Below are 21,504 nucleotides of genomic sequence, written 5' to 3'. Positions count from 1 at the left end.
GCTTGCCCGATGTGGTCTGCTTGACCGGTGAGGTCGCTGTCTCGTCTCGGGTCCTGGTCTGCGCCCGCATCGGCGTTCGTCGGGTTCCGGTTCCCGACCCGAGGTGATCGTCCTGGCGGTCCGCTGGTACCCGCGGTTCAACCTCTCCTACCGAGACGTGGAGGAGCTGCTGGTCGAACACGGTGAGGAGGTGGATCACGTCACCGTCTACCGGTGGGTGCAGCAGTTCACCCCGCTGCTGGCCGACGCCGCCCGCTTCGCGCGCCACGCACCGGGTGACCGCTGACACGTTGACGAAACCTATGTCAAGGTCAACGGGGTCTGGCGGTACGTCTACCGGACAGTGGGCCAGCACGGGCAGGTCATCGACGTGCTCGTCTCGGCACGTCGGGACGCCGCCGCGGCCCGGCGGTTCTTCCATCGAGCGCTGAACTCGCTGAAGGTCACGCCCAGCGAGGTTGTCACCGACGCGAACCCGGTCTACCCGAGGGTGCTCGACGAGCAGGTTCCGTCGGCGTGGCACCACGTCGAGCGGCATGCCAACAATCCGATCGAGACTGATCACAGCCAGCTCACGCACCGGCTCAGACCGATGCGCGGGCTACACACCGACCGCACCGCCCAGACGATCATCACCGGCCACGCGCCTTCGTGCAGAACCTCCGACGCGGACACTACGAACTCGGACTCGACGTCCCGCCCGCGCTACGAGTGGCCGCCGCCTTCACCGAACTGGCGCGAGCGATCCGGCCAATGCCCGCTGACGCGGCTCGGCGTGCCCACCGATCCGCCAATGCAACAGAGCCGGTCGCCGCTGCGGAAGAAGTTGCCAACGATCGGGAGATGAGGTGGCATCCGGTCTCTGCACTGCCGGCCCTCTATGCTCTGCCTGCCTCGCCACCGCGAGGCCCCTTCCGCTCCTGTGAGGTGACTCGGCTATGCAGACACGACGTTTTGCCGCCACCATGCTCACCGTGGCCACCAGCGTGGGCCTCGGTGTCACCGGCTGCGGGCCGGCCACCTCGAAGAACGACAGTAGCGGCCCGCTGCCCACCTGCAGCCCCACCAATGCAAACGCGGCGGGACGGCAGGCCGAGGGAAAAGCGGAACTGACCTCCGCCGCCGGGTGGGTCACCGAGCAGACTGTTCGCGTCGCCACCGAGGATATGGAGACTACTGGCGGGGCAGTGACCCATGCACAGGAGCGCAGTGGGTCGGTGCACTTCAAATTCCGCAAGACTGACCGGACGATCCTCATCACGGTGTTCGGGGACGACGTCTACTTCAACATGCACAACGTCCCGGGGATCAGCTTCGGAACGAGCTACACGCTGTCCAGGTCCCAGGTCCCAGGTGCCGGTGGGCAGCCGCCTTGACTTCGCGCCGGAAGATCCTGGCTACGTCAGCCGGCTCGTCAATGCGGTAGTGGATGTACGCCGTGACGGCGCAGGCAAGGCCGGAGGGAAGAGTGGCTTCGCCGGTAAGCTCGACCTGATGGCCACCCCACACGCCGATGAGGCCCTCTGCCGGAAGTACGGCCGCAAGGTCCATGCCGTTCCGTTCATTGCGGCCACGGACGACCAGGGCCGACTGGTCGAGTTCGCCATCCAGATGAACGCCCTCGGACCCGACCTGGGCACCGCGCGCACGACCTGGCACAAGGTCGACGGACAAACCAGCCCACTAAAGCCAAGAAACATCGAACCGGCTGGCGACGTACTCGCCCTACTCAAGGCGCTAAAAAGCTAGTGGGGGCTGTCTCGCTAACGGTTCTGTCTCACATTCGGTGGCAGCAGAGAGTAGCGGCCCAGCCGGCTGGACGGCAACGCTGTCTAAATCTGCATTATCGGGGCAAAAGCGTAGTGAATCCATGGTTGCAGCCTTCACACGAAACCGGCCAGCCCTGAAGTGCCGACGGCAGAGGCTCGTGCGCCACGCCTGCGACACCGCTACAGGATGTAACCACCGAATGTGAGACAGAGCCATTAACTTGACAGACCCGATCCGCTGATGTTATGCAGCGATCGGGGCCGGGTCTGGCTGGTTGTTGTCGCATTGGTGAGCGTACCGGCCCAAGGCGGGTCCCAAGCGGGCCCCGGACCTGTGACACAACGAAGACAGTCCGCGGACGGTGCCGGGACGTGGCGTGGCGACCATGGCCGATGTGTCTCCTGAATGGCCGTACTCCTGGATCGAACGTCCCCTGGTGCCGGCCCCGTCGCGCCGGCCACACTCGGTGCACCCCGGCCTACTGGTCGAGGCGGCGCTCGGTTCCCTGCTCGCCCTCGCGCTGAGCTGCGTGGTGTTCCTCTGGACGCCGGCCGGTCAGTGGCTCGACGGGCTGCTCCTGCCCCGCGCGGAGCGGGGCGGCGGATACGAGCAGCAGGGTGACCTCGTGGGCCCGGCCAAGACCGTGCTGGCCCTCTTCGGTAGCCCGGTGGTCCTGGCCGTTCTGCTCGGCTCGGTGCTGCTGGTGGGTCTGGCTCGACGGCGGCTGGTGGCGGGCGTGGTGGGCATCGGGATGGTCCTCGGCGCGGTGGCGGTGGCTGGTGTGGCGAAGACGGTGCTTCCTCGCCCGGAGTTCCAGATCGAGAGTTCGACCACCCACAACAGCTTCCCCAGCGGTCACGTCACGGCGGCGACCGCCCTGCTGCTGGCTTTCATGCTGGTCCTGCCCGGGTGGGCTCGGCGGTGGCTCGCCGTCCCGGGCGCGCTGGGCGTATCGGTGGTCGCCTCGGCCACGATGATCGCGGGCTGGCACCGGTTCAGCGACACCCTCGGCGGCGTCCTGCTGGCCGTGTCGCTGTTCTGCCTGGCCGCCGCGGCGCTAGCTCACCTGGGCGGCGAAGCCCACCCCGCGCTCGACGTCGATCCGGGTACGGCCCTCTGGCCCGACCCGTACGGCGCCGTCCGAGTCGACCGGTCCGAGGTGTTCCACGCCAACAGGCGGAGCACCGTCCGCGCCGTCCCGCCGGCTGACGGCGATCTGCACGGCCGGTCGGACAAATGGACCGCACTGCGCGGCCTAGTCGAGGCAGCCCTCGTGCTGGTTGTGCTGGTCTGTGCGCTTCTGTTGGTCGCTCCCTGGCTGAGCGCTTCGGTGGAGCGCGGGCCGCTCGTCGCCATCGTGACGGCGACTGCGCTAGCGGTGCTGGCCGTGGGATCGGTGGTGTTCCTGGTGCGTTCGGCCGAGTTCGCCGTCCCGGTAACCCGCCGAAACCACACCGACGGGGCCCGGCACGGGACGGTCAGGACGGCAAGAGACCCGAGGGTCGATGCCGGGCGTCCCACATGGTGAAAAAGCGAAGTCGGCTCATGCTGCGATACTTGGCGACATGTCCCGCGTCCTGCTGATCGAAGACCACCAGACGGTACGCGATGGGCTGCAGCTGGCGTTGACCCGGCAGGGCCACACGGTGGACGCGGTGGCGACCGGCGAGCAGGGGCTGGTTCGCGTGCACGAGGGCGCCTCCGACGTCGTGGTCCTCGATCTCATGCTGCCGGGGATTGACGGGTTCGAGGTCTGCCGGCGGATCCGGGCCCTCGGCGACCTGCCGATCATCATGCTCACCGCCCGGAACGACGACATGGACGTGGTGGCGGGCCTGGAGGCGGGCGCCGACGACTACGTGGTGAAGCCGGTGCAGGCCCGGGTGCTGGAGGCGCGTATCCGCGCGGTGCTCCGGCGCACCGGCGGCGAGACGCGGCGGGCCGGCGGTGCGCCGGCGGGCGTGGAGCAGCACGGCGCCCTGACCATCGACCGGGCCGCGCTGGTGGTCAGCAGGGGCGGCATGCCGGTCGGCCTCGCTCCGACCGAGCTGCGCCTGCTGCTCGAGCTCTCCCGTACGCCGGGCCAGGTGCTGAGCCGCCAGCAACTGCTCGAGGCCGTGTGGGAGCACGGCTACCTCGGCGACTCGCGGCTCGTGGACGCCTGCGTACAGCGACTGCGGGCGAAGATCGAGGACGACTCGTCGGCGCCGGTCTTCGTGCAGACGGTACGCGGGTTCGGTTACCGGTTCGGGCCGCTGTGACGCGGTGGCGCTGGGCGGTCGGCCGTGCCTCGGGCCTCCGGGTCCGGCTGTTGCTGGCCTTCACGCTGCTCGGCCTGACGACCACGGCGGTGGTCGCCAGCGGAAGCTACTTCCAGGCGCGGAGAGTCATCCTCCAACAGGCGCAGGACGCCGCAGTGGTGTCGCTGACCGATCAGCTCATCACGGTCTACCCGCTCCGTAGGCTGCCGCCCACCCAGGACGAGCTCGACTCGATGGCCGGGATCCTGTCCGACCGGGACTCGTCTGTGGTGGTGTACTACCACGGGATGCGGACGCGGGGCAGCCAGCTGCCCGAACCGTTCACCCCCGAACTGCGGGAGGCGGTCCGGGACGGCAAGGTCGCCTGGCAACGCGTCTCGCTCAAGGGCCAACCCGTCCTTCTCATCGGGACCCAGCTGATGATCGACCAGCCGGACGGCACGTCCAGGCCGTCCGGGCTGGAGGTCTACGCCGTACGCAGCCTGATCCCCGAGAAGCAGAGCATCGACCGGCTCGCCAACCTGGCGTGGGTGACCGGCGGACTGTCGCTGGTCCTCGCGGTCCTGCTGGCCCTGCTCGCGGCCGCTGGGGTGCTGCGGCCCGTACGCGAACTGGGCCGGGCCGCCCACCGGCTCGGTCAGGGCGATCTGACGACCCGGCTGGTCGTCCGGGGCACCGACGAGCTGGCCGACGTGGCGAGGACCTTCAACAACACCGCCCAGACGCTGGAGCGGCAGGTCGGTGAGCTGCGCCGGATGGAGTCCGACGCCCGGCGCTTCGTGGCCGACGTGTCGCACGAGCTCCGTACACCGCTGGCCGCGATGACGGCTGTCACCGACGTCCTGGACGAGGAGGCGGGCGGGTTGCCCGGCGACGCCGGCCGGGCCGCCCGAATCGTCAGTCAGGAGACGCAGAACCTCGTCCGGCTGGTCGACGACCTCATCGAGGTGAGCAGGTTCGACTCGGGCACGGCGCGACTCGCCCTCGACGACGTCGACGTGGCCGCGGCCGTGACCGCGACGCTGCGGGTGCGGGGCTGGGCCGACCAGGTGCGGGCGGAGCTGCCCCCTGGTGTCATGGCCCGCCTGGATCCGCGCCGGCTGGACGTCATCGTCGCCAACCTGGTCGGTAACGCCTTCCGGCACGGCGCCGCACCGGTGTCGCTGCGGCTGCACGCCGAACCGAACTGGTTCACCATCGAGGTCGCCGACCAGGGACCAGGCTTGGACCCGGAGGTGCTGCCGCACGTGTTCGAGCGGTTCTACAAGGCGGACACCGCACGGACCCGGTCCGAGGGCAGCGGCCTCGGGCTGGCCATCGCGTGGGAGAACGCCCGCCTGCACAGGCACGCCGGGCAGCCGGGAAGTCTCGTCGCCGGCAACGCGCCGGCCGGCGGCGCCGTGTTCAGGCTCCGCCTGCCGCGCGTGGCGGAGTCGGCGGGCGATGGAGGTGTACGGTGACCGGCCGGAACGCGGAACGGGCGCTACTCGCGGGCATTCTGGTGCTGGTCGCCGCGCTCGCCGCGGGCTGCGGAGTCCAGCCCAGCGGGGTGATCACCGGGAGTCCCGCCCGAGGCGGACCTTCCGAGGGCGTCGGCCTCTACCTGATCCGGAACGGAACTCTCACGCTGGTGGTGCGTTCGGCCACGGAGGGCGTCCCGCCCGTCGAAGCGCTCCGGTTGTTGGCGGCCGGCCCGGACGTGCACGAACAGGGAGAGGGGTTCACGAGCGAGGTGCCCGCCGACGCCCTCCCGGCGTCCGAGGTCGTGGTGAGCGCCGACCGTTCCCGCCTCTCGGTGACGTTGTCGGGCGCGGTGACCACATTGTCGGCGGCCGCCGTCGACCAGATCGTCTGCACGCTGGACAGCGCTGCGGCGGCGGCCAGCAGGGGACAGAGGTTTGCCGCGGTCACCCTCTCTGGTCCCGACGGTGACCTGAAGCCCCAGTTCTGTCCCCTCTACTGACCGGGCGACCGCCGTTCATCCCAGCTCCACCGGGCCGTAGCGGGTCCGATCGGCCCCCGTGCTCAGCGCCCAGTAGCGGTCGCCGTACGACCAGTGCCACCACTCCGTCGGGTAGTTCACCAGCCCGGCCGCCAGCAGAGCCGCGCCCAGGATGATGCGATTGCGGCGGGCCGCCGGGGAGATGTCCGGGGACCACGTGAAGCAGGCGTCACCGCTCGCCACCGGGGTGGCGTTGACGGCTGTGCCCAGGTCCAGTTCGCGCCCGTCGTACGTGCACAGCGTGAGGTCGACCGTGCCGCCGGTGCTGTGTGGGGCGACCTCGGGCGGCGAGACAAACTTGCTCGTCTCGACGCGCAGACGCGCGGCGTCCCAGTCCGGATACCGCAGGCGCAACTCGTCCCGGTAGCCCTCGAAGTACTCCGTCTGGAGCCGCAGCGGCCGGTACCCCTCCACGACCAGCAGCCGCAGCCCCTCCGGCAGGGACCGCTGGGCGGCCAGCAGGCGCTCCACGGTCCCTTCCCGCAGGTGCGCGTACGCCCCAGCCGCGTCGGCCAGGCGGTCGTCCACTCGGAATTCCGGGATCTCGCGCAGGTCGACCAGGGCCTCCGCGGTGTCGCCCAACGGAATGGCCGAGATTCGGGGGTCGGAGAGCAGGATCACGAAAAGACTCCGACCGACTGGGTGGCGGGCCGGGGCGCCGGCGCGGGTTCGGAAGGCCCACGCCTGGTCGATCCGGCCGGCGACGACCCGCCATGGTCGGTCAGCGCGCCGGAGATCAGGATGTCGAGCAGGGCCGGAAACTCGATTCCGGCCTTCTGCCAGATCCGGGGGTACTGCGACGCGCTGGTGAACCCGGGAAAGGTGTTGACCTCGTTGACGATGGGCTCGGTGGACCCGCTCGCGGGCAGGAAGAGGTCGACCCGGAGCAGCCCACGGCAGTCGAGGGCGTGGAAGGCGCGTACCGCCCGGTCCTGGAGCAGTTCGGTGGTGGCGGGATCGAGCGGGGCGGGGATGTGGAAGACCGCCCCGCCGTCGTACTTGGCGTCGTAGTCGAAGAACTCGGCGTCGGTCACTCGGATCTCCAGGGGCGGCCCGGCCTCCACCCGGCCGTCGGGATGCTGCAGCACGGCCACGTCGATCTCGCGTCCATGGGCCGCCTGCTCGATGAGGATCTTGGGATCGGCTGCCCGGGCCCGGGCCAGCGCGTCGGGAAGTCGCGCCCAGTCGTCCACCCTGGTGACGCCCAGGCTGGACCCGGCGCGGGCGGGCTTCACGAAGACCGGCAGGCCCAGCCATCGCCGGTCGGCCGGCGAGAGATCCTCGCCGGGACGCAGGGTCACACCGGGGCTGACCCGCAGGCCCTCGGCGACGAGCAGCTTCTTGGTGGCGGCCTTGTCCATGCCGGCCGCGCCGGCGAAGACCCCGTTGCCGACGTACGGGACGCCGAGCCAGTCAAGCAGCGACGCGACGGTGCCGTCCTCGCCGTACGGGCCGTGCAGGGCGGGGAACACCACGTCCTGGGCGCCCAGCACGCGCAGGGCCGTGGTGAGCGGCGCGGCCCCGCCGTCGACCCGCCACCCGCCGTCCCGGCCGATGAGCACGTCAGTGACCTGGTACCGGTCGCGGTCCAGCGCGGCGAGGATGCTCGCCGCCGAATGGCAGGACACGTCGTGCTCGCCACTCCGCCCGCCGTAGAGGACCGCCAGTCGCGTTCTCATGAGGTCATCGCCTTTCCGTGCAGGTACTCGCGGGCCACCCGGGCCCCGATGCCGGTCAAGATCTCGTTCGGGTTGGTGCCCGCCCACCGCGCCCACTCGGCGACCGTCGGCTGATCGCCGTCGCCCCGCTCGGGGCCGAAGACCACGACCGGGTCGCCGATCGACACGGGAAGATCGCCGGCGTCGACCACGCACTGATCCATGGCGATGCGGCCGACGATCGGACAGCGCCGGCCGGCGAGCCACACCGCGGCGCGGCCCTCGGCGGCCCGAGGCAAGCCGTCGGCGTAGCCGAGCGGCACCAGGGCCAGAGTGGTGTCCCCCGCGGTCACGTGATCGGGTCCGTAGGAGACACCGGTGCCGGCCGGCACCCGCTTCACGTTGACCACGCACGCGCGGAGCGTCATCGCGGCGCGCAGCCCGAACTCGCCGGGTCCGGTCCCGCCGAACGGGTCCACGCCGTACAGGGCCAGCCCGATCCGGCAGAGGTCGAAGCGGGTCTTCGGGGCGGACAGCGCGGCCGCAGAGTTCGCGAGGTGCACCAGGTCGGGGTCCAAGCCGGCTCCACGAGCGATCCGGAGCGCCTCCTCGAACCTCGCCACCTGCCGCTCCAGAACCGGACTTCCCGGCACGTCCGAGTCGGTCAGGTGGGACCACACCCCGCGTACCCGGACGCCGCCCTCCAACTCGTACTTCCGGGCCCAGGCGACCAGCTCGGGCCAGTCGTCCTCGCCAGCGCCGTTGCGGGACAGACCGGTGTCCGCCTTGAGCTGCACGGTCGCGGGTGCGCCGAGCCGCCGCGCCGCGTCGGCGACCACGTGCAGGTGGGTCGGCGTCGACACGCCGATGTCGACGTCGGCGCCGATCAACGCGGCGAAGTCGTCGTCGGGGCGGTGCAACCAGCTGAGCGTGGGTGCGGCGACGCCCGCCGCACGCAGGGCCAGGGCCTCCGACGCCGAGGTCACCCCCAGCCAGCCGACACCGGCGCCCAGCGCCGCCCGGGCCACCATCGCCGCGCCGTGACCGAACGCGTCCGCCTTCACCACGGCCATCAGTGGGGTACGCGTGACGTCCGCGATCGTCCGCACGTTGCCGGCGACCGCCGCGAGGTCGACCACGGCCTCGGCCAGCGCGCTCACCGCGCCGGCTCCGATCGGCGGCGTCCGCGGAGGCCGAACAGCCAACGTGCGCCCAGCGCCGTCAGTCTGCGGTTGACGGCCAGGCTTACGCCGATCACCAGCCCGGTCAGCAGGATCGGGTAGCCGAGCATGACCAGTGCCTGGCCGACCCCGCCGAGCCCGGAGATCGGCGCGACGAGCAGACGGTGCAGCAGGGCCAGGACCGTCATGTGGATGACGTAGACGGCCAGGTTCTGGTAGAGACCGCCGCGGTTACCGGGGGTGTCGAGCAGGCCGGCGGTGGTGACCACGTACAGGGCCGCGGCCGGTACGAGGACCAACGCGCGGGGCGCCCGGCGTACGGCCTTGGCGAACGCAACGTACAACGCCAAGGCGTACAGGTACCAGAGTTTCGAGGTTGTGACGGTGAGCCGCTCCAGCAACCCGCGGGCGGACGCCACGCGGTCGGTCGGGAAGCCGAACGCCGCGGCGAGGATCGCGGTGTGGATGAGCAGCGAGATGGCGTACAGGCAGAGGAATCGGGCGGTTCGGCTCCGGCCAACGTCCCACCAGGGCCGCTGCAGGGCGCTCGCCGCGAAGACGCCGGAGATGATGAAGAACAGCGGCATCCGCAGCGGCAGGAGCTGCTCACCCAATGCTCCCCACAGCCCGGGCTTGACGGTGACGTGCCACGAGACGATGAGGACGATGCACACGCCTTTCACCGCGTCGGCCCACTCCGCCCGATGCGGCCGGCCACGGCCAGATCCGGACAGCACGCCGTATGCCCGGTCGCGCAACCGAACGAGCGTCATCCCCCGGTCTGGGGGTCCTGCGACGGATGCGGGCTCTCGGATCACGCGGCTGACGCTGTCACCCGCATATCCGCAAGTGATCCGCGATGTGTCACGAGCCGGTAATGGACGTCGCTTTCCTTGGGTGGCTGGCCGCCTTGGCGGTCCTGCTCGACGACCTGGTTGGGGAGTGTGGATCTAACGGCTCTGTCTCACATTCGGTGGTTACATCCTGTAGCGGGGTCGCAGGCGTGGCGCACGAGCCTCTGCTGTCGGCACTTCAGGGCTGGCCGGTTTCGTGTGAAGGCTGCAACCATGGATTCACTACGCTTTTTGCCCCGATAATACAGATTTAGACAGCGTTGCCGTCCAGCCGGCTGGGCCGCTACTCTCTGCTACCACCGAATGTGAGACAGAACCGTTATTTGTACAGTCCCCAGCCTTGAACTCCGCCGTAAAAGACCGGCGAGGCCGAGGCCGCTTCTTCCCCATGCTCTCCATGATGCTGGACATCCTCCCGGAGCCCACCAGGCTCCTGATCTCGGATGTCCGTCAATGCGGGTCAGGCCCACGGGCGGTGGCTTCGCGGTTGCGGTGGCCCTGGACGCGGCCGAGGTAACGCCAGCCGCCGCCGTCAGGGATGTTGCCGTACTTCTTGACATCGACGTGCAGCATGGCGCCGGGATGCGCGTGCTCGTAGCGGCGCACGGGTTCGCCGGTGGCTCGGTCGATATGTGACAGGCGGTTGATCCGGCAGCGGGTCAGCACGGCGTGCACGGTCGAGGCCGGCATGCCGAGCCGCCCGGCGATGTGGACCGGGCCGAGACGCTGTTTCCACCGCAGGTGAACGATCTTGCGGACGGTGGGCTCCGGTGTTCGCGACGGATGGTGATGTGGTCGCGATGACCGATCTGTCATGCCGGCTGAACCATGTTCGGTGTATCGGTCCGCCCACCGCTTCGCCGTCGGCCAGGACACGTCATAGCGTTCGGCTGCTCGGGCGACCGGCCAACCCTCGTCCACGATCAGACGCGCCAGGCGCAGACGCGCGCGAGTCAGAGCAGCGTTAGCGTGGGACACGAAGGCCTCCTGTTGCCGGAGCGGTTCCTAGACAGCTCCACTCCACAACCGGAGGCCTTCACCTACCTACGACATCAGATCGTGTCGTCACACAATCTCGACCAACCTCCCTGGGCAGTACAGCTAGACCGGGTTCCGGGGCTGCTGATGACAAGCGGTGGGCACTTGGTGAAGGGGCCGGTGAATACGCCGAAGACGGAGATGATGGCCCGGTACCTCGGTTCGCCGCAGCGGGAGAGTAGTTCCAGGACCGCCTTGTGTTGGATTTTGGGGCCGAGGACGCGTTCGAGTGCGGGGTGGATCTGGGTGAGCAGGCTGCGGATGCGGTTGGAGACTCGGGTGGATTCGCCGGCGAGGTCGTCGTCGTAGCCGACGAGCATCTCCAACTCGGCCAGGGTGTCGTCGCCGGTGTCGACTCGGCGCAGGGTGTGGGGCAGGGTGCGGGCCGCATCGGCGATCACAAACGCGTCGCGGGCGTCGGTCTTCGCGTTGCCGGGGTGCAGGTCCGCGATGCGCCGCATGGCCAGGCCGGGCAGGTAGGCCACCTGATGCCCACACGCGCGGGCGACCGCCACCGGCAGCACGCCGATCGACGCGGGCTGGTCCACCACTACCAGGACCCGGCCGTGGCGGCCGAGTTTGTCGAACAACGCCCGCAGCCGAGCCTCGGTGTTGGGCAGCGGCGCGTCGTGCAGCCGCTTGCCATCCACGGCCAACCCGACCGCGTGATGATCACCCTTACCGACGTCCAAGCCCAGGAAGACCTGGTACTCGCCGTGCACCTGCACCGCCTTCGCATCACTGTCGCGCACCTCGGCCGCTGGTCAGGGCGTCGGACTGCCGGCATCCACGTTACGAAGAGGCCTACCCCGAAAGGGGGCGGCCTGGTCCCCTATCAGCGATCCGCCAACGCCACCCGACCCGGCGACAACACCCCCGGATCATGCATACGACAGGGGCAGTAAGTCATACCGGGCCGGGCGACCGAGGAGTCCCCCGGCTGGGGACGATCAAAAACGTAACGGGGATCGGTTCGGGTTCCTGACCTTTACTGGCGGCGACCCTGACCTGCGGAGACCGTAAGGACTTCGGTTACGACCCGGGCGGCGGCATCTGGTCGGCCGTGCACAGTGGCGGCCTGGGACATCGCGGTTCGGCGGTGGGAGTCGGCCAGCAAATTCGTGATGGCGGCGTGGAGGTGGTCGGGGGTGGCTTGGTCGCCGTCGAGCATGACGGCAGCGCCCTCTTTTGCGAGGTGGCGGGCGGTGATGCGTTGCTCGTCGCCTGCGGAGACCGGATACGGGATGAGAATGGACGCCTTGCCGAGGGCGGTGAGCTCAGCGACGGTGCCGGCGCCGCTGCGGGCCACGACGATGGCCGCCGCGGCGAGCAGGTCGGGTAGCTCGTCGTGGATGAAGTCGACGACGCGGTAGCGGTGCGCGACCTGCGTGGGAAGCCCGTGGGCGATCTGCTGCATCTCGGTGTAGCTGAGGCTGCCGCACTGGTGGACGACCTGGCAGTGCTGTAGCAGGTCGGGCAGCGTGCCGGCCAGCATCCGGTTGATCTGCTGGGCACCGGATGCGCCGCCGGTGACCAGCACGAGCGGGACAGACGGATCAAGGCTGTACGCGGCCAGGCCCTTCGCGGGGTTGCCGTTGAGCACCGCCGGCCGTACCGGGTTCCCGGTGACGACCGCCCGGCGGCGGACCCGTGGCGGTAGGTGGTCGAGGGATGCCTCGTGGCTAAGCAGGATCCGGGTAGCGACGCGGGCGAGGATGCGGTTAGCCAGGCCGAGGCTGAGTGTCTGTTCGTGCATCAGGTATGGCACGCGGAACAGGGCCGCAGCGAGGCCGATCGGGACGGAGACGAATCCGCCGGTGCTGAGAACGACCGCCGGCCGGGTCCGGGCGACGGTGAGGGCGGCCTGCGCGATGCCCAGGGGGATGCGAAAGGCGTCGACGACGTTGCGGGCCAGTTCGCGGGGGTTGGGTGAGCGGCGAAGCTTGCCGGTGGTGACCGCCCGAAAGGGAATGTTGTTGCGGTTGGCGATCTTGGCTTCGAGGCCGTCGGCGACGCCGACCCAGAGCAGTTCGGGTGCGGTGCCGGTTTCGGCAAGCCGGACCTGCAGGGCGTTGATCGCGGTCAGGGCGGGGTAGGTGTGCCCGCCGGTGCCGCCACCGGTGACGATCATGCGGAGCGTGTGCAGGCGCTGGGTGCTGTAGAGGGACATGCCGAGCCACTCCGAGGATCGCGGTACCGGACGGGTCGAGGCAGTCTAGCGACGCGCGATGTCGCGTTCGCCCGATCTTGGTGGGCTATGTGATGTGCTGGTCGGCGCCGTGATCGATCAGGGCGGCGCAGTCGGCGAAGTCGGCTGAAGTCACGACGTGCGTCCTTCCTGTCGATCTTACTGTGAGAGTTCGAGACGCTTCGTGTGTTGCTACTGCTGTTTGCCGCTGCGCACGAAGTTTGTCGCGGCGGCCACGCCGTCGGCGACTGCGTGGAAGAGCGGGAACTGGTGGGCAAGCCGCGCGGCAAGAGTGCCGAGGAACGTGTCCCCCGCTCCGCTGGTGTTGATCACGTTGACCTGCTGTGCGGGCACGAGCACGGTGTCGTCGGCGTCGCTGTAGGCGGCACCGCGCGGGCCAGCGGTCACCACGGCTGCTCTGGGGCCCAGCTTGCGCAGTTCCCGTGCGGCGACCGTCGGGTCGTCGTGGTGGCGGCCGAGCACCGCCGCCGCCTCGGCTTCGTTCGCAACGAACAGGTCCAGTGGGGTCAGCGCGGCCGACCCGAGCGTGGAATGCGGTACCAGGTTGCCAATGAGCGTCTCGACGCGATGGTGTCGGAAGACGGCGTCAATGATCTGCGGAGCGAAGGGAAATGCCGGGCGTGCCCGGATCGTGTGATGTGGTGGTCGTCGGGGGCGGGCAGAGGGCTTGGCGGCGGGCTACTACCTGCGCCACGCCGGTCTGGATTACGTCATCCTCGATGCCCAGTCGCAGCCGGGTAGCGCGTGGCGGCATGGCTGGGACTCGTTGCGGCCGCCCTCCCCGGCAGAGTACAGCCCCTGCCCGGGTGGGGGATGCCTCGGCAGGAGGGCGAGGACTTCCGACCGGGCGCGTCGGGCCCCGTGCCGGTCAGGTACGCGGCCCAGTCGACGGGCGCGCCCGCGACGTGCAGGTGGGCCAGCGCGGCGAGCACCGTGTCGGCCTCGGGCCGCCCACCTGGCTGCCTCCTCGCCGCCCGGCTCCGGGCGACCCCAGCCCCCGGCCGACGCCCGGATCCGATGGTTGTGGCAGCGTCCCGACATGTGAACGTTTCGTCAAGGTGCTTGACATGTCGTACACGGCGCGGCCATGGTGAGCGCCACCCCTCACACCAAGGAGTTGCGATGTCGCAACTGGCAGCACCCGGGGCCAAAAAGCCAATGTCGATCGGAAGGATCGCGTTCGCCAGCCTCGTGGGTACCACCATCGAGTGGTACGACTTCTTCATCTACGGCACAGCGGCCGCCCTGGTCTTCAGCCACGCGTTTTTCCCGAACGTCGACCCGACCGCCGGCACCCTCGCCTCGTTCGCCACGTTCGCCGTCGGGTTCATCGCCAGACCGGTCGGCGGCTTCCTCGGCGGACACTTCGGTGACAAGATCGGCCGCAAGGTCATGCTCGTGGCGACCTTGTTGATCACCGGCATCGCCACGTTCCTCATCGGCCTACTGCCCACCTACGAGCAGATCGGCATCGCCGCCCCCCTCCTCCTGGTCATCTTGCGGTTCTTTCAGGGACTAGGCGTGGGCGGCGAGTGGGGCGGAGCCGTCCTGATCGCGGTCGAGCACGCACCCGCGGACAAGCGAGGCTTCTACGGCAGCCTCCCCCAGCTCGGCGTCGCGGCCGGGCTCTCGCTCGGCACCATCATGTTCGCCATCGTCGGCACCCTGCCCGACGACGCCTTCCAGGCGTGGGGCTGGCGGATCCCATTCCTGATCAGCGCCCTGCTCGTCGGGGTCGGCTTGGTCATCCGGGCCCGGATCGACGAAACGCCGGTCTTCAAGGAGATGCAGGCCAAGAAAACGGTGCAGCGCCTGCCGATCCTCGATGCCATCAAGCAGTACCCGGTCCGTATCGTCCAGGCCACGATGGTCAGCTTCGTCGCCATCCTGATCTTCTTCATCGTCACCGTGTTCACGCTGTCGTACGCCACCAACAAGCTCGGCGTCAGCCGCAACACGATCCTGATCGCCATCGTCGTCGTGGCCATCGGGGAGTTCATCACCCTGCCGGCGTGGTCCGCGCTGTCCGACAGGATCGGCCGCAGGCCGGTGTTCCTCATCGGGGCTGGCTTCACCGCGCTGTTCGCCTTCCCGTACTTCTGGCTCATCGACACCGGGAACACCGTCGCGATCTTCGTCGCGTTCCTCGCGATCTGGCTGGTCGGTCACGCAGCCAGCTACGGAGTGTCGGCCGCGTTCCTGATGGAGATGTTCCCCGCCGAGATGCGCTACAGCGCCGCATCTGTCAGCTACCAGCTGTCGTCCATCATCGCTGGCGGGTTCACCCCGATGATTACCACCGCGCTGCTGGCATGGTCTGGCGACAAGAGCTGGTCTGTTGGTCTCTACCTGTTCGCCGGCGCGATGATCTCCGTGATCGGCGGTCTGCTCGCCATCGAGACCCGCAAGCGCGCGGACCGGTCACCAGGCCACGCCCGGGACCTGACCAGTACCAGCACCGTCTGACCAGGTGCGACCCCCAGGTGCTGGGGGCGCACCAGTCCCCCGTTCCCGCAACACCACTGGAAGGTAAGGAATGACTACGGCCACCGTGCCAATGATCCTCAGGGGCGAAGAGGTCACGTCGAGCTCCACCTCGCCCATCACCAACCCGTACCGCCGAGACGTGGTCGGCGAGTGCTACCAGGCCAGCGCCGAGCAGGCGGACGCGGCCCTCAAGGCGGCGACCACGGCGTTCGACGTGACCCGGAAGATGCCGCGCTACCAGAGGGCAGCGATCCTGAACTCGCTGGCCGACCTCATCGAGCGGGACCGTGAGCCGCTAGCGCAGCTGATCGCCAAGGAGGCCGGCAAGCCCCTGTTCGACGCGCGAGGCGAAGTCGCCCGGTCTATCCTCAACTGCCGCGGCGCAGGCGAGGAAGCCAAGCGGATCGCCGGGCACGAGGTTCCCCTGGACATGGACGGCGACGTCGCCCGCTACCAGGGCACCGTCACCACGACCGCTCGCGAGTCCGTTACCGGGGTGGACCGGCGGTTGGCGATCGCCAAGCTGTTCCCGCTGGGCCCGGTCCTGGCGATCGCCCCGTTCAACTTCCCGTTGAACCTGACCCTGCACAAGGTCGCCCCGGCGATCGCGGCCGGCAACCCGGTTATCCTGAAGCCGAGTCCGCAGGCACCCCTGACCGCGCTGCGTTTGGGCCGGCTGCTGCTCGAGGCCGGGATGCCGCCGGAAGCGATCAGCGTGCTGCCGTGCGAGAACTCTGTCGCGGAGCAGATGGTACGGGACGCACGGATCCGGATGGTGTCGTTCACCGGCAGCGCGAAAGTCGGATGGTACCTGAAGTCGATCGCGCCGAAGATCCGCATGACGCTTGAGCTCGGCGGCAACGGCGGGGTGCTGATCGACGAGACCAGCGACATCGAGTTCGCTGCCCGGCGCAGCGCGCGTGGCGCCAACGTGTACGCCGGCCAGTACTGCATCGGTGTTCAGCGTCTCATCGTCCACGAGTCCCGGTATGAGGAGTTCGTCGACCGGCTCCTGGCCGAGGTCGCTTCACTGAGGGTAGGCGACCCGCTGGAGGAGGACACCGACCTGGGTCCAGTCATCGACGACGCTTCGGCGGAGCGGATCGCCAGCTGGGTCGAGGAGGCCGCCGGGCAGGGCGCACAGGTGCTCACTGGCGGCAAACGTGAGGGTGCGGTCGTCACCCCGAGCGTCATCACCAACACCTCCCGGGACATGAAGGTCGAGCACGAGGAGATCTTCGGGCCCGTGTGCACCGTCAAGCCGTACCGGGACTGGGACCAGGGCGTGGCGATGCTGAACGACTCCAAGTACGGCCTGCAGGCCGGGATCTTCACCCGAGACATCGGCCGGGCCCTGAGCGCGATGCCGGACGTGGAGTCCGGCGGGCTGATGGTGAACGACGTGCCGATCTTCCGGGTCGACAACATGCCGTTCGGTGGGGTGAAAGACTCCGGGTTCGGCCTTGAGGGCACCCGGTACGCCATCGAGAGCATGATGCAGCTGAAGTTCGTCATGCTCAACGGATAGGAGTCCTCGATGCGCTCGCCCACGAAGAACACCGACGAGTACATCCGGTCCCTGACCGAACTTGCGTCACGCCTGGCACAGTTCCTGGGACCGAACGCCGAAGTCGTCATCCACGACTTCCGGCGCCGCAAGGATGGGACGGTCGTCGCGATCTTCGGTGACCTAACAGGCCGAAGCGTCGGCGGGTCTATGAGCCGCATCGGCCTGGAGCTCCTAGGTGAAGGCGACCAGGCACAGGACCGGGTCAACTACGTCACCACCACCAAGAACGGCCGCACCCTGAAAGCGTCGACGTTTGTGCTGCGCGACTACCAGGGGACGGTGTTCGGGGCGTTCTGCATCAACGTGGACATCACCGACCTTCGCAAGGCGGCGGTCACGTTGGCGGAACTGGCCGGTCTGGACCCGGTGGAGCCGGCACCGGTCCTGTTCTCCAACGACACCCGGGAAGTGGTCCGCTCGATCATCGCCCAAGAGGTCGCCGAACTTGGCGTTCCCGTGTCACGACTGTCCAGGGAAGACCGTGAGCACCTGGTCCACACGCTGGAGAAGCGCGGCATCTTCGCGATGCAGAAGGGTGTGCCGATCGCGGCGGAGGAGCTTGGTGTGTCCCGCACAACGATCTACAACTGCATCACTTCGGTGAGGAATGGCGAGAAGGAAGAATGAGCAGCGACACAGCAATCACGACTGGTTTCGACGCCCGCGTCGCCGAGTTGGGTATCGACCTTCCTAGGTCGGTTCCTCCGGTTGGGAACTATCTGCGGTCCATGCAGACCGGGAACCTGCTGTTCCTGTCCGGGCACCTGCCCGATTCGGCGGGTACGCCGATCCACGTCGGCAAGCTGGGCAGGGACCTGACCGTAGAACAGGGTTACGAGGCAGCCCGGGAGGCTGCGGTCGCGATGCTCGGCACCGTCCGCAACGCTCTCGGGTCACTGGACCGCGTGACCCGGATCGTGAAACTGCTGGGGATGGTGAACTCGACCGAGGATTTCATCGAGCAGCCAGCGGTAATCAATGGGGCGTCTGACCTGTTCCATGAGATCTTCGGTGACCGGGCACCGCACGCCCGGTCCGCAGTCGGCATGGCGCAGCTGCCACGGAACAACTGTGTGGAGATCGAGGGGATCTTCGAGGTCGCGGTCTAGCCAAAGGAACGGGTGTGGGGCCTCCGAGTTCGGAGGCCCCACACCCGTCTGCTCCCCGCTTACTGCCGTGACCCCCACTGCCTCGCCCTCGGTGCTCGGTCTTCGTGTCGCCAACCTCGATGAACTTGTCGACGGGTGCCCCGTCGGGCCCGCCAGCCGATGCCGGCTTCGTTGTCCACGGTCGTCGCCGGGCCGACTACGCGGCGGCCTGCGGGTCCCTTGTCCTACTCGATCATCCCGCCTCGGTACATCCCCCACCGGGGTCGGTCCCGTGGTTGAAGGCCGAGTTCGGCCAGTGTGGCGTCGAGCATGGTGTCCCAGTCGCTGCCGACGTAGGCGGAGGGAGCTCACAGTCCTCGTCATCCATGTCTCCTACGGAGTCGACGAGGACGAGCACGTAGCGCGGGTTGGCGACGCTGTCGAGATCCTCGATCAGGAACTGCTCCTCAACCATGTACGGCAGTTGCGCCTCGGCGAGCCCACGCTGGTACCGGTCGCTGACATCGCCGATGAACTGCCCGACCGTGGCTGACGAAAAAGTGGTGGGCCGGGTCGAGCTCGTCGTACCAGTCGGTGCACAACCGGTCTCCAGGGGAGAAGCCCGTGAACCACCAGTCTCCGGGTCCGCCCAGGGGCTCTGTTGCATTGGCGGATCGGTGGGGTACGCCGAGCCGCGTCAGCGGGCACTGGTCAGATCGCTCGTGCCAGTTCGGTGAACGCGGCGGCAACCCGGTGTAGCGGTGGGACGTCGGTGGCGAGTTCGTAGTGTCCGCGGCGTAGGTTCTGGATGAAGGCGTGGCCGGTGATGATCGTCTGGGCGGTATGGTCGGTGCGTAGTCCGCGCATCGGTCTGAGCCGGTGCTTGAGCTGGCTGTGATCGGCCTCGATCGGATTGTTGGCGTGCCGTTCGACGTGGTGCCACGCCGAGGGGACCAGGTCGTTGAGCACCCTGGGGTAGGTGGGGGCGGCGGCGTCGGTGACGACTTCGCTGGGCGTGACCTTCAGCGTGGTCAGTGCTCGGTGGAAGAACCTCCGGGCCGCGGCGGCGTCCCGACGGGTTGAGACGAGCACGTCGATGACCTGACCATGCTGGTCGACGGCCCGGTAGACGTACCGCCAAACCCCGTTGACCTTGACGTAGGTCTCGTCCACGTGCCAGCGGTCACCCCGGTGAGTGGCGGGTGAAGCGGGCGGCGTCGGCCAGCAGCGGGGTGAACCGCTGTACCCACCGGTAGACGGTGACGTGATCCACCTCGACACCGCGTTCGGCCAGCAACTCCTCCACATCCCGTTAGGACAGGTTGAACCGCAGGTACCAGCGGACCGCCAGAACGATCACCTCAGGCGGGAACCGGAACCCGACGAACGCCGACGCGGGCGGAGACCAGAACCGGAGACGAGACAGCGACTTCACCGGCCAAGCAGACCATGCCGGGCAAGCTGGAGTCGATCATGCATCCACCCAATGCAACAGAGCCGAGACCAGCAGGTCTTACGCTCCACGCCCGACAGCAGCCCCTCCACGAACCGCCCGGCCGTCGCCCGTGGCTCCGCCCGGGCGAACCTGCCGGCGACACGCGCCGTGGCCTCGTCCAGGATGACCCGCCACCGGTGGGGGTCTACGCTGTGGCACGCGGCCACCGCACGATCTTCGGTTGTCCTCACAAACCATCGATGATTACCGCGGTGGCCGTCCTCATGCCCGCGCCACGCCCAACCCCGAAGCCAAGTGACGTTGGAGTACTAGCGACGAAGTCGAAGGCTTGCCCCTGCCGGCCAGGGGGATCTGAGCCCTGCCTTCTGACATAGGACTGCAGGGGATCATGCCGAACGGATCCGATGCGGCTACTGCCAGCCGTCGTCATCGCAGTCGATCAGTGTGCTGCCGTTGTAGAGGCACACCGCCGCTTGCACGGACGTGGTGTCCTGGTTGGCTTTGAAAGGGCCACCTTCGTCGTAAGCTCCACCCCCGTAGGCGGCGGCAGGTGCCCGGTAGTGCCAGTCGCTCCACCCGCTAGCCGTCCGAACCTTGTAGCGGATGCGCGCCTCGGCGTGGTAGCCGTCTATGCCGTTTCCGTCGGCCACGGCCGCGAAGACCCGTACGTCCCAGCCGTTCCAACAGATACGGATTTGTCCGAATGCCGACCCGTCCCGTACCTGGCTGTAGACGGTCCGGTCGCCGCCGTTGCAGGCGGTTCCCCAACTTCCGACGTCGGTCCATTCGTCTGCCGCCATCACCCCAGGAACGTTCGAGGCGGCTTCGTTGCCGGCCGATGGTGAGGCGCTGGCCGGTGCCGCGCCCGATGCGACGCCGAACGCGATGGCGGCACTTACCGCGAGTGCTCCCCGCTTCAGTTTCTGCATGTTCTTCTCCTCCAGAATGGGACACGACGGATCAAGAGGTTCTTCTCTCTCCCAGCAGCAAAGCACGGAGACAGCTCACGCTCTGTCGGATCGAGGACAGGTGGCACAGCAGCGCCGACTGCCTCTGTTGGTGCAGGAAGACGACCACCACAGGGGGGTGCCGACGTCGGCTCGGACGTCACGGTTGCCGAAACCTCACGGGACTTCTCTTCCGGGTGGTGCCGTGTCCGGCCTGCTGGCGGCCTCCGGGCCTCGCCGTAGCTTCCGGACCAAAAACAACTCCAGTCCTGGTCATGGCACCGTGCGAACTCCCGGAACTCGGATCTTCATCACGCCCTTGATCAGCGTTGGAGTTGTTTTTGGTCCGGAAGCTACCGGCGGGCCACCTAGGCGGTGTCTGCTTGGCGGCTGGCGGCTTCCGGCTTCTCGCTCTCCACGTCCGGCACCTCATGGCCTGCCGGGTCCCGCGTCAGGGCCGCGAGCCACGCTCGTAGCCGTTCTCCCGTACCGGTTCTTGCGAGGGCGGCAATCCCGAAGCCGATGAACGCTACCCCGAGGCCGACGAGCGCCACCCCGGCCAAGGTCCCTCTACCCTCGACCAGCACGTCTGCCCCATAGCCGATGAAAGCCACCCCGATGCCGATGGACGCCACCCCGGACGGAACATCACCGCCGACGAGCCTGGCGATCCCATAGCCGATGAGCGCCACCCCGAGGCCGATGTGCACCACCCCGAGGCCGATGTGCACCACCCCGAACAGGACGTCATTGTCGTAATCGTGGACCAGGGCGTCGATCCCGAGGCCGATGATCGCCGCCCCGATGCCGGTGAGCGCCACCCCGGCTAGGACGTCACTGCCGACGAGCCTGGCGATCCCGAGGCCGATGAACGCCACCCCGAGGCCGGTGAGCGCCACCCCGTACAGGACGTCATTGTCGACCAGTGCGTCGATCCCGAGGCTGATGAGCGCCACCCCGAGGCCGATGAACGCCACCCCGTA

Annotated in this window: 17 protein-coding genes and 5 pseudogenes; 11 read left to right on the top strand and 11 right to left on the bottom strand. The window is 68.5% G+C overall.

Annotated features, from left to right (window positions below; all coding sequences use genetic code 11):
• Positions 1-36: 36 nt before the first annotated feature.
• The 7 genes and pseudogenes from C5N14_RS12825 to C5N14_RS12795 form a co-directional block, all read left to right on the top strand.
• Positions 37-747, top strand: a pseudogene (locus C5N14_RS12825) (IS6 family transposase); the annotation flags it as partial.
• A gap of 191 nt (positions 748-938) precedes the next feature.
• A complete protein-coding gene (locus tag C5N14_RS32110; RefSeq protein ID WP_165878091.1) occupies positions 939-1,376 on the top strand; it encodes a hypothetical protein in 438 nt (145 codons plus the stop codon).
• The gene (locus C5N14_RS12815) at positions 1,354-1,749 is read left to right on the top strand and encodes a hypothetical protein (protein WP_117668317.1); all 396 of its coding nucleotides are present in this window, start codon (positions 1,354-1,356) and stop codon (positions 1,747-1,749) included. Before C5N14_RS32110 ends, C5N14_RS12815 begins: the two co-directional genes overlap by 23 nt.
• A gap of 415 nt (positions 1,750-2,164) precedes the next feature.
• The gene (locus tag C5N14_RS12810) at positions 2,165-3,298 is read left to right on the top strand and encodes a phosphatase PAP2 family protein (protein WP_165878093.1); all 1,134 of its coding nucleotides are present in this window, start codon (positions 2,165-2,167) and stop codon (positions 3,296-3,298) included.
• Positions 3,299-3,335: 37 nt separating this feature from the next.
• Positions 3,336-4,031: a response regulator transcription factor gene (locus C5N14_RS12805; protein WP_117668315.1), complete on the top strand. Its 696-nt coding sequence runs from the start codon at positions 3,336-3,338 to the stop codon at positions 4,029-4,031.
• Positions 4,032-4,081: 50 nt separating this feature from the next.
• Entirely contained in the window at positions 4,082-5,491 is a 1,410-nt protein-coding gene (locus C5N14_RS12800) for a HAMP domain-containing sensor histidine kinase (protein ID WP_243639516.1), read from the top strand.
• Positions 5,488-5,994 carry a hypothetical protein gene (locus C5N14_RS12795; protein ID WP_243639515.1) on the top strand — a complete coding sequence of 169 codons (507 nt, stop codon included), beginning with the start codon at positions 5,488-5,490 and terminating at the stop codon, positions 5,992-5,994. The genes C5N14_RS12800 and C5N14_RS12795 overlap by 4 nt, the downstream gene beginning before the upstream one ends.
• 15 nt (positions 5,995-6,009) lie before the next feature.
• Here the strand turns inward: C5N14_RS12795 and C5N14_RS12790 are convergent, their stop codons facing one another.
• From C5N14_RS12790 to C5N14_RS12755, 8 genes and pseudogenes are all read right to left on the bottom strand, one after another.
• On the bottom strand, positions 6,010-6,654 hold the full coding sequence (locus tag C5N14_RS12790) for a M15 family metallopeptidase (RefSeq protein ID WP_117668313.1): 645 nt from the start codon (positions 6,652-6,654) through the stop codon (positions 6,010-6,012).
• Complete coding sequence (locus tag C5N14_RS12785; RefSeq protein ID WP_117668312.1) at positions 6,651-7,712, bottom strand: D-alanine--D-alanine ligase family protein; 1,062 nt, start codon at positions 7,710-7,712, stop codon at positions 6,651-6,653. Before C5N14_RS12785 ends, C5N14_RS12790 begins: the two co-directional genes overlap by 4 nt.
• A complete protein-coding gene (alr, locus tag C5N14_RS12780; RefSeq protein WP_243639513.1) occupies positions 7,709-8,851 on the bottom strand; it encodes an alanine racemase in 1,143 nt (380 codons plus the stop codon). The genes C5N14_RS12785 and alr overlap by 4 nt, the downstream gene beginning before the upstream one ends.
• Positions 8,848-9,645, bottom strand: a complete 798-nt coding sequence (locus C5N14_RS12775) for an acyltransferase family protein (RefSeq protein WP_117668311.1) — start codon at positions 9,643-9,645, stop codon at positions 8,848-8,850. The genes alr and C5N14_RS12775 overlap by 4 nt, the downstream gene beginning before the upstream one ends.
• 543 nt (positions 9,646-10,188) lie before the next feature.
• A pseudogene (locus C5N14_RS12770) lies at positions 10,189-10,704 on the bottom strand (helix-turn-helix domain-containing protein); the annotation flags it as partial.
• Between the two features lie 218 nt (positions 10,705-10,922).
• Positions 10,923-11,486 (bottom strand): annotated as a pseudogene (locus C5N14_RS12765) (IS110 family transposase); the annotation flags it as partial.
• Between the two features lie 266 nt (positions 11,487-11,752).
• Positions 11,753-12,934 carry a glycosyltransferase gene (locus C5N14_RS12760; RefSeq protein ID WP_117668310.1) on the bottom strand — a complete coding sequence of 394 codons (1,182 nt, stop codon included), beginning with the start codon at positions 12,932-12,934 and terminating at the stop codon, positions 11,753-11,755.
• A gap of 210 nt (positions 12,935-13,144) precedes the next feature.
• Entirely contained in the window at positions 13,145-13,564 is a 420-nt protein-coding gene (locus C5N14_RS12755) for a PfkB family carbohydrate kinase (protein ID WP_117668309.1), read from the bottom strand.
• A 531-nt stretch (positions 13,565-14,095) separates the two neighbouring features.
• Between C5N14_RS12755 and C5N14_RS12745 the strand changes: the two genes are divergently transcribed.
• From C5N14_RS12745 to C5N14_RS12730, 4 genes are all read left to right on the top strand, one after another.
• A complete protein-coding gene (locus C5N14_RS12745) occupies positions 14,096-15,439 on the top strand; it encodes an MFS transporter (RefSeq protein ID WP_117668328.1) in 1,344 nt (447 codons plus the stop codon).
• Between the two features lie 70 nt (positions 15,440-15,509).
• Positions 15,510-16,988: an aldehyde dehydrogenase family protein gene (locus tag C5N14_RS12740; protein WP_117668308.1), complete on the top strand. Its 1,479-nt coding sequence runs from the start codon at positions 15,510-15,512 to the stop codon at positions 16,986-16,988.
• 9 nt (positions 16,989-16,997) lie between these two features.
• A complete protein-coding gene (locus C5N14_RS12735; protein ID WP_117668307.1) occupies positions 16,998-17,657 on the top strand; it encodes a transcriptional regulator in 660 nt (219 codons plus the stop codon).
• Complete coding sequence (locus C5N14_RS12730) at positions 17,654-18,139, top strand: RidA family protein (RefSeq protein ID WP_117668306.1); 486 nt, start codon at positions 17,654-17,656, stop codon at positions 18,137-18,139. The genes C5N14_RS12735 and C5N14_RS12730 overlap by 4 nt, the downstream gene beginning before the upstream one ends.
• Before the next feature lie 690 nt (positions 18,140-18,829).
• On the opposite strand, the pseudogene C5N14_RS12720 reads toward C5N14_RS12730, so the two are convergent.
• From C5N14_RS12720 to C5N14_RS32105, 3 genes and pseudogenes are all read right to left on the bottom strand, one after another.
• Positions 18,830-19,544: pseudogene (locus C5N14_RS12720) on the bottom strand (IS6 family transposase).
• A 440-nt stretch (positions 19,545-19,984) separates the two neighbouring features.
• Positions 19,985-20,503 carry a hypothetical protein gene (locus tag C5N14_RS12710; RefSeq protein WP_128763563.1) on the bottom strand — a complete coding sequence of 173 codons (519 nt, stop codon included), beginning with the start codon at positions 20,501-20,503 and terminating at the stop codon, positions 19,985-19,987.
• A 386-nt stretch (positions 20,504-20,889) separates the two neighbouring features.
• Positions 20,890-21,504, bottom strand: a pseudogene (locus C5N14_RS32105) (hypothetical protein); the annotation flags it as partial.

This window comes from Micromonospora sp. MW-13 (genome assembly GCF_003434305.1).
In the GTDB taxonomy this organism is placed as follows: domain Bacteria; phylum Actinomycetota; class Actinomycetes; order Mycobacteriales; family Micromonosporaceae; genus Micromonospora.
This window is presented reverse-complemented; position numbering and strand designations above follow the sequence as displayed.

Coding starts and splice junctions, on each gene's coding strand:
- C5N14_RS32110 (WP_165878091.1), top strand. CDS start 939: ATGCAGACACGACGTTTTGCCGCCACCATGCTCACCGTGGCCACCAGC.
- C5N14_RS12805 (WP_117668315.1), top strand. CDS start 3,336: ATGTCCCGCGTCCTGCTGATCGAAGACCACCAGACGGTACGCGATGGG.
- C5N14_RS12785 (WP_117668312.1), bottom strand. CDS start 7,712: ATGAGAACGCGACTGGCGGTCCTCTACGGCGGGCGGAGTGGCGAGCAC.
- C5N14_RS12775 (WP_117668311.1), bottom strand. CDS start 9,645: ATGACGCTCGTTCGGTTGCGCGACCGGGCATACGGCGTGCTGTCCGGA.
- C5N14_RS12760 (WP_117668310.1), bottom strand. CDS start 12,934: ATGTCCCTCTACAGCACCCAGCGCCTGCACACGCTCCGCATGATCGTC.
- C5N14_RS12745 (WP_117668328.1), top strand. CDS start 14,096: ATGTCGCAACTGGCAGCACCCGGGGCCAAAAAGCCAATGTCGATCGGA.
- C5N14_RS12740 (WP_117668308.1), top strand. CDS start 15,510: ATGACTACGGCCACCGTGCCAATGATCCTCAGGGGCGAAGAGGTCACG.
- C5N14_RS12735 (WP_117668307.1), top strand. CDS start 16,998: ATGCGCTCGCCCACGAAGAACACCGACGAGTACATCCGGTCCCTGACC.
- C5N14_RS12730 (WP_117668306.1), top strand. CDS start 17,654: ATGAGCAGCGACACAGCAATCACGACTGGTTTCGACGCCCGCGTCGCC.
- C5N14_RS12710 (WP_128763563.1), bottom strand. CDS start 20,503: ATGCAGAAACTGAAGCGGGGAGCACTCGCGGTAAGTGCCGCCATCGCG.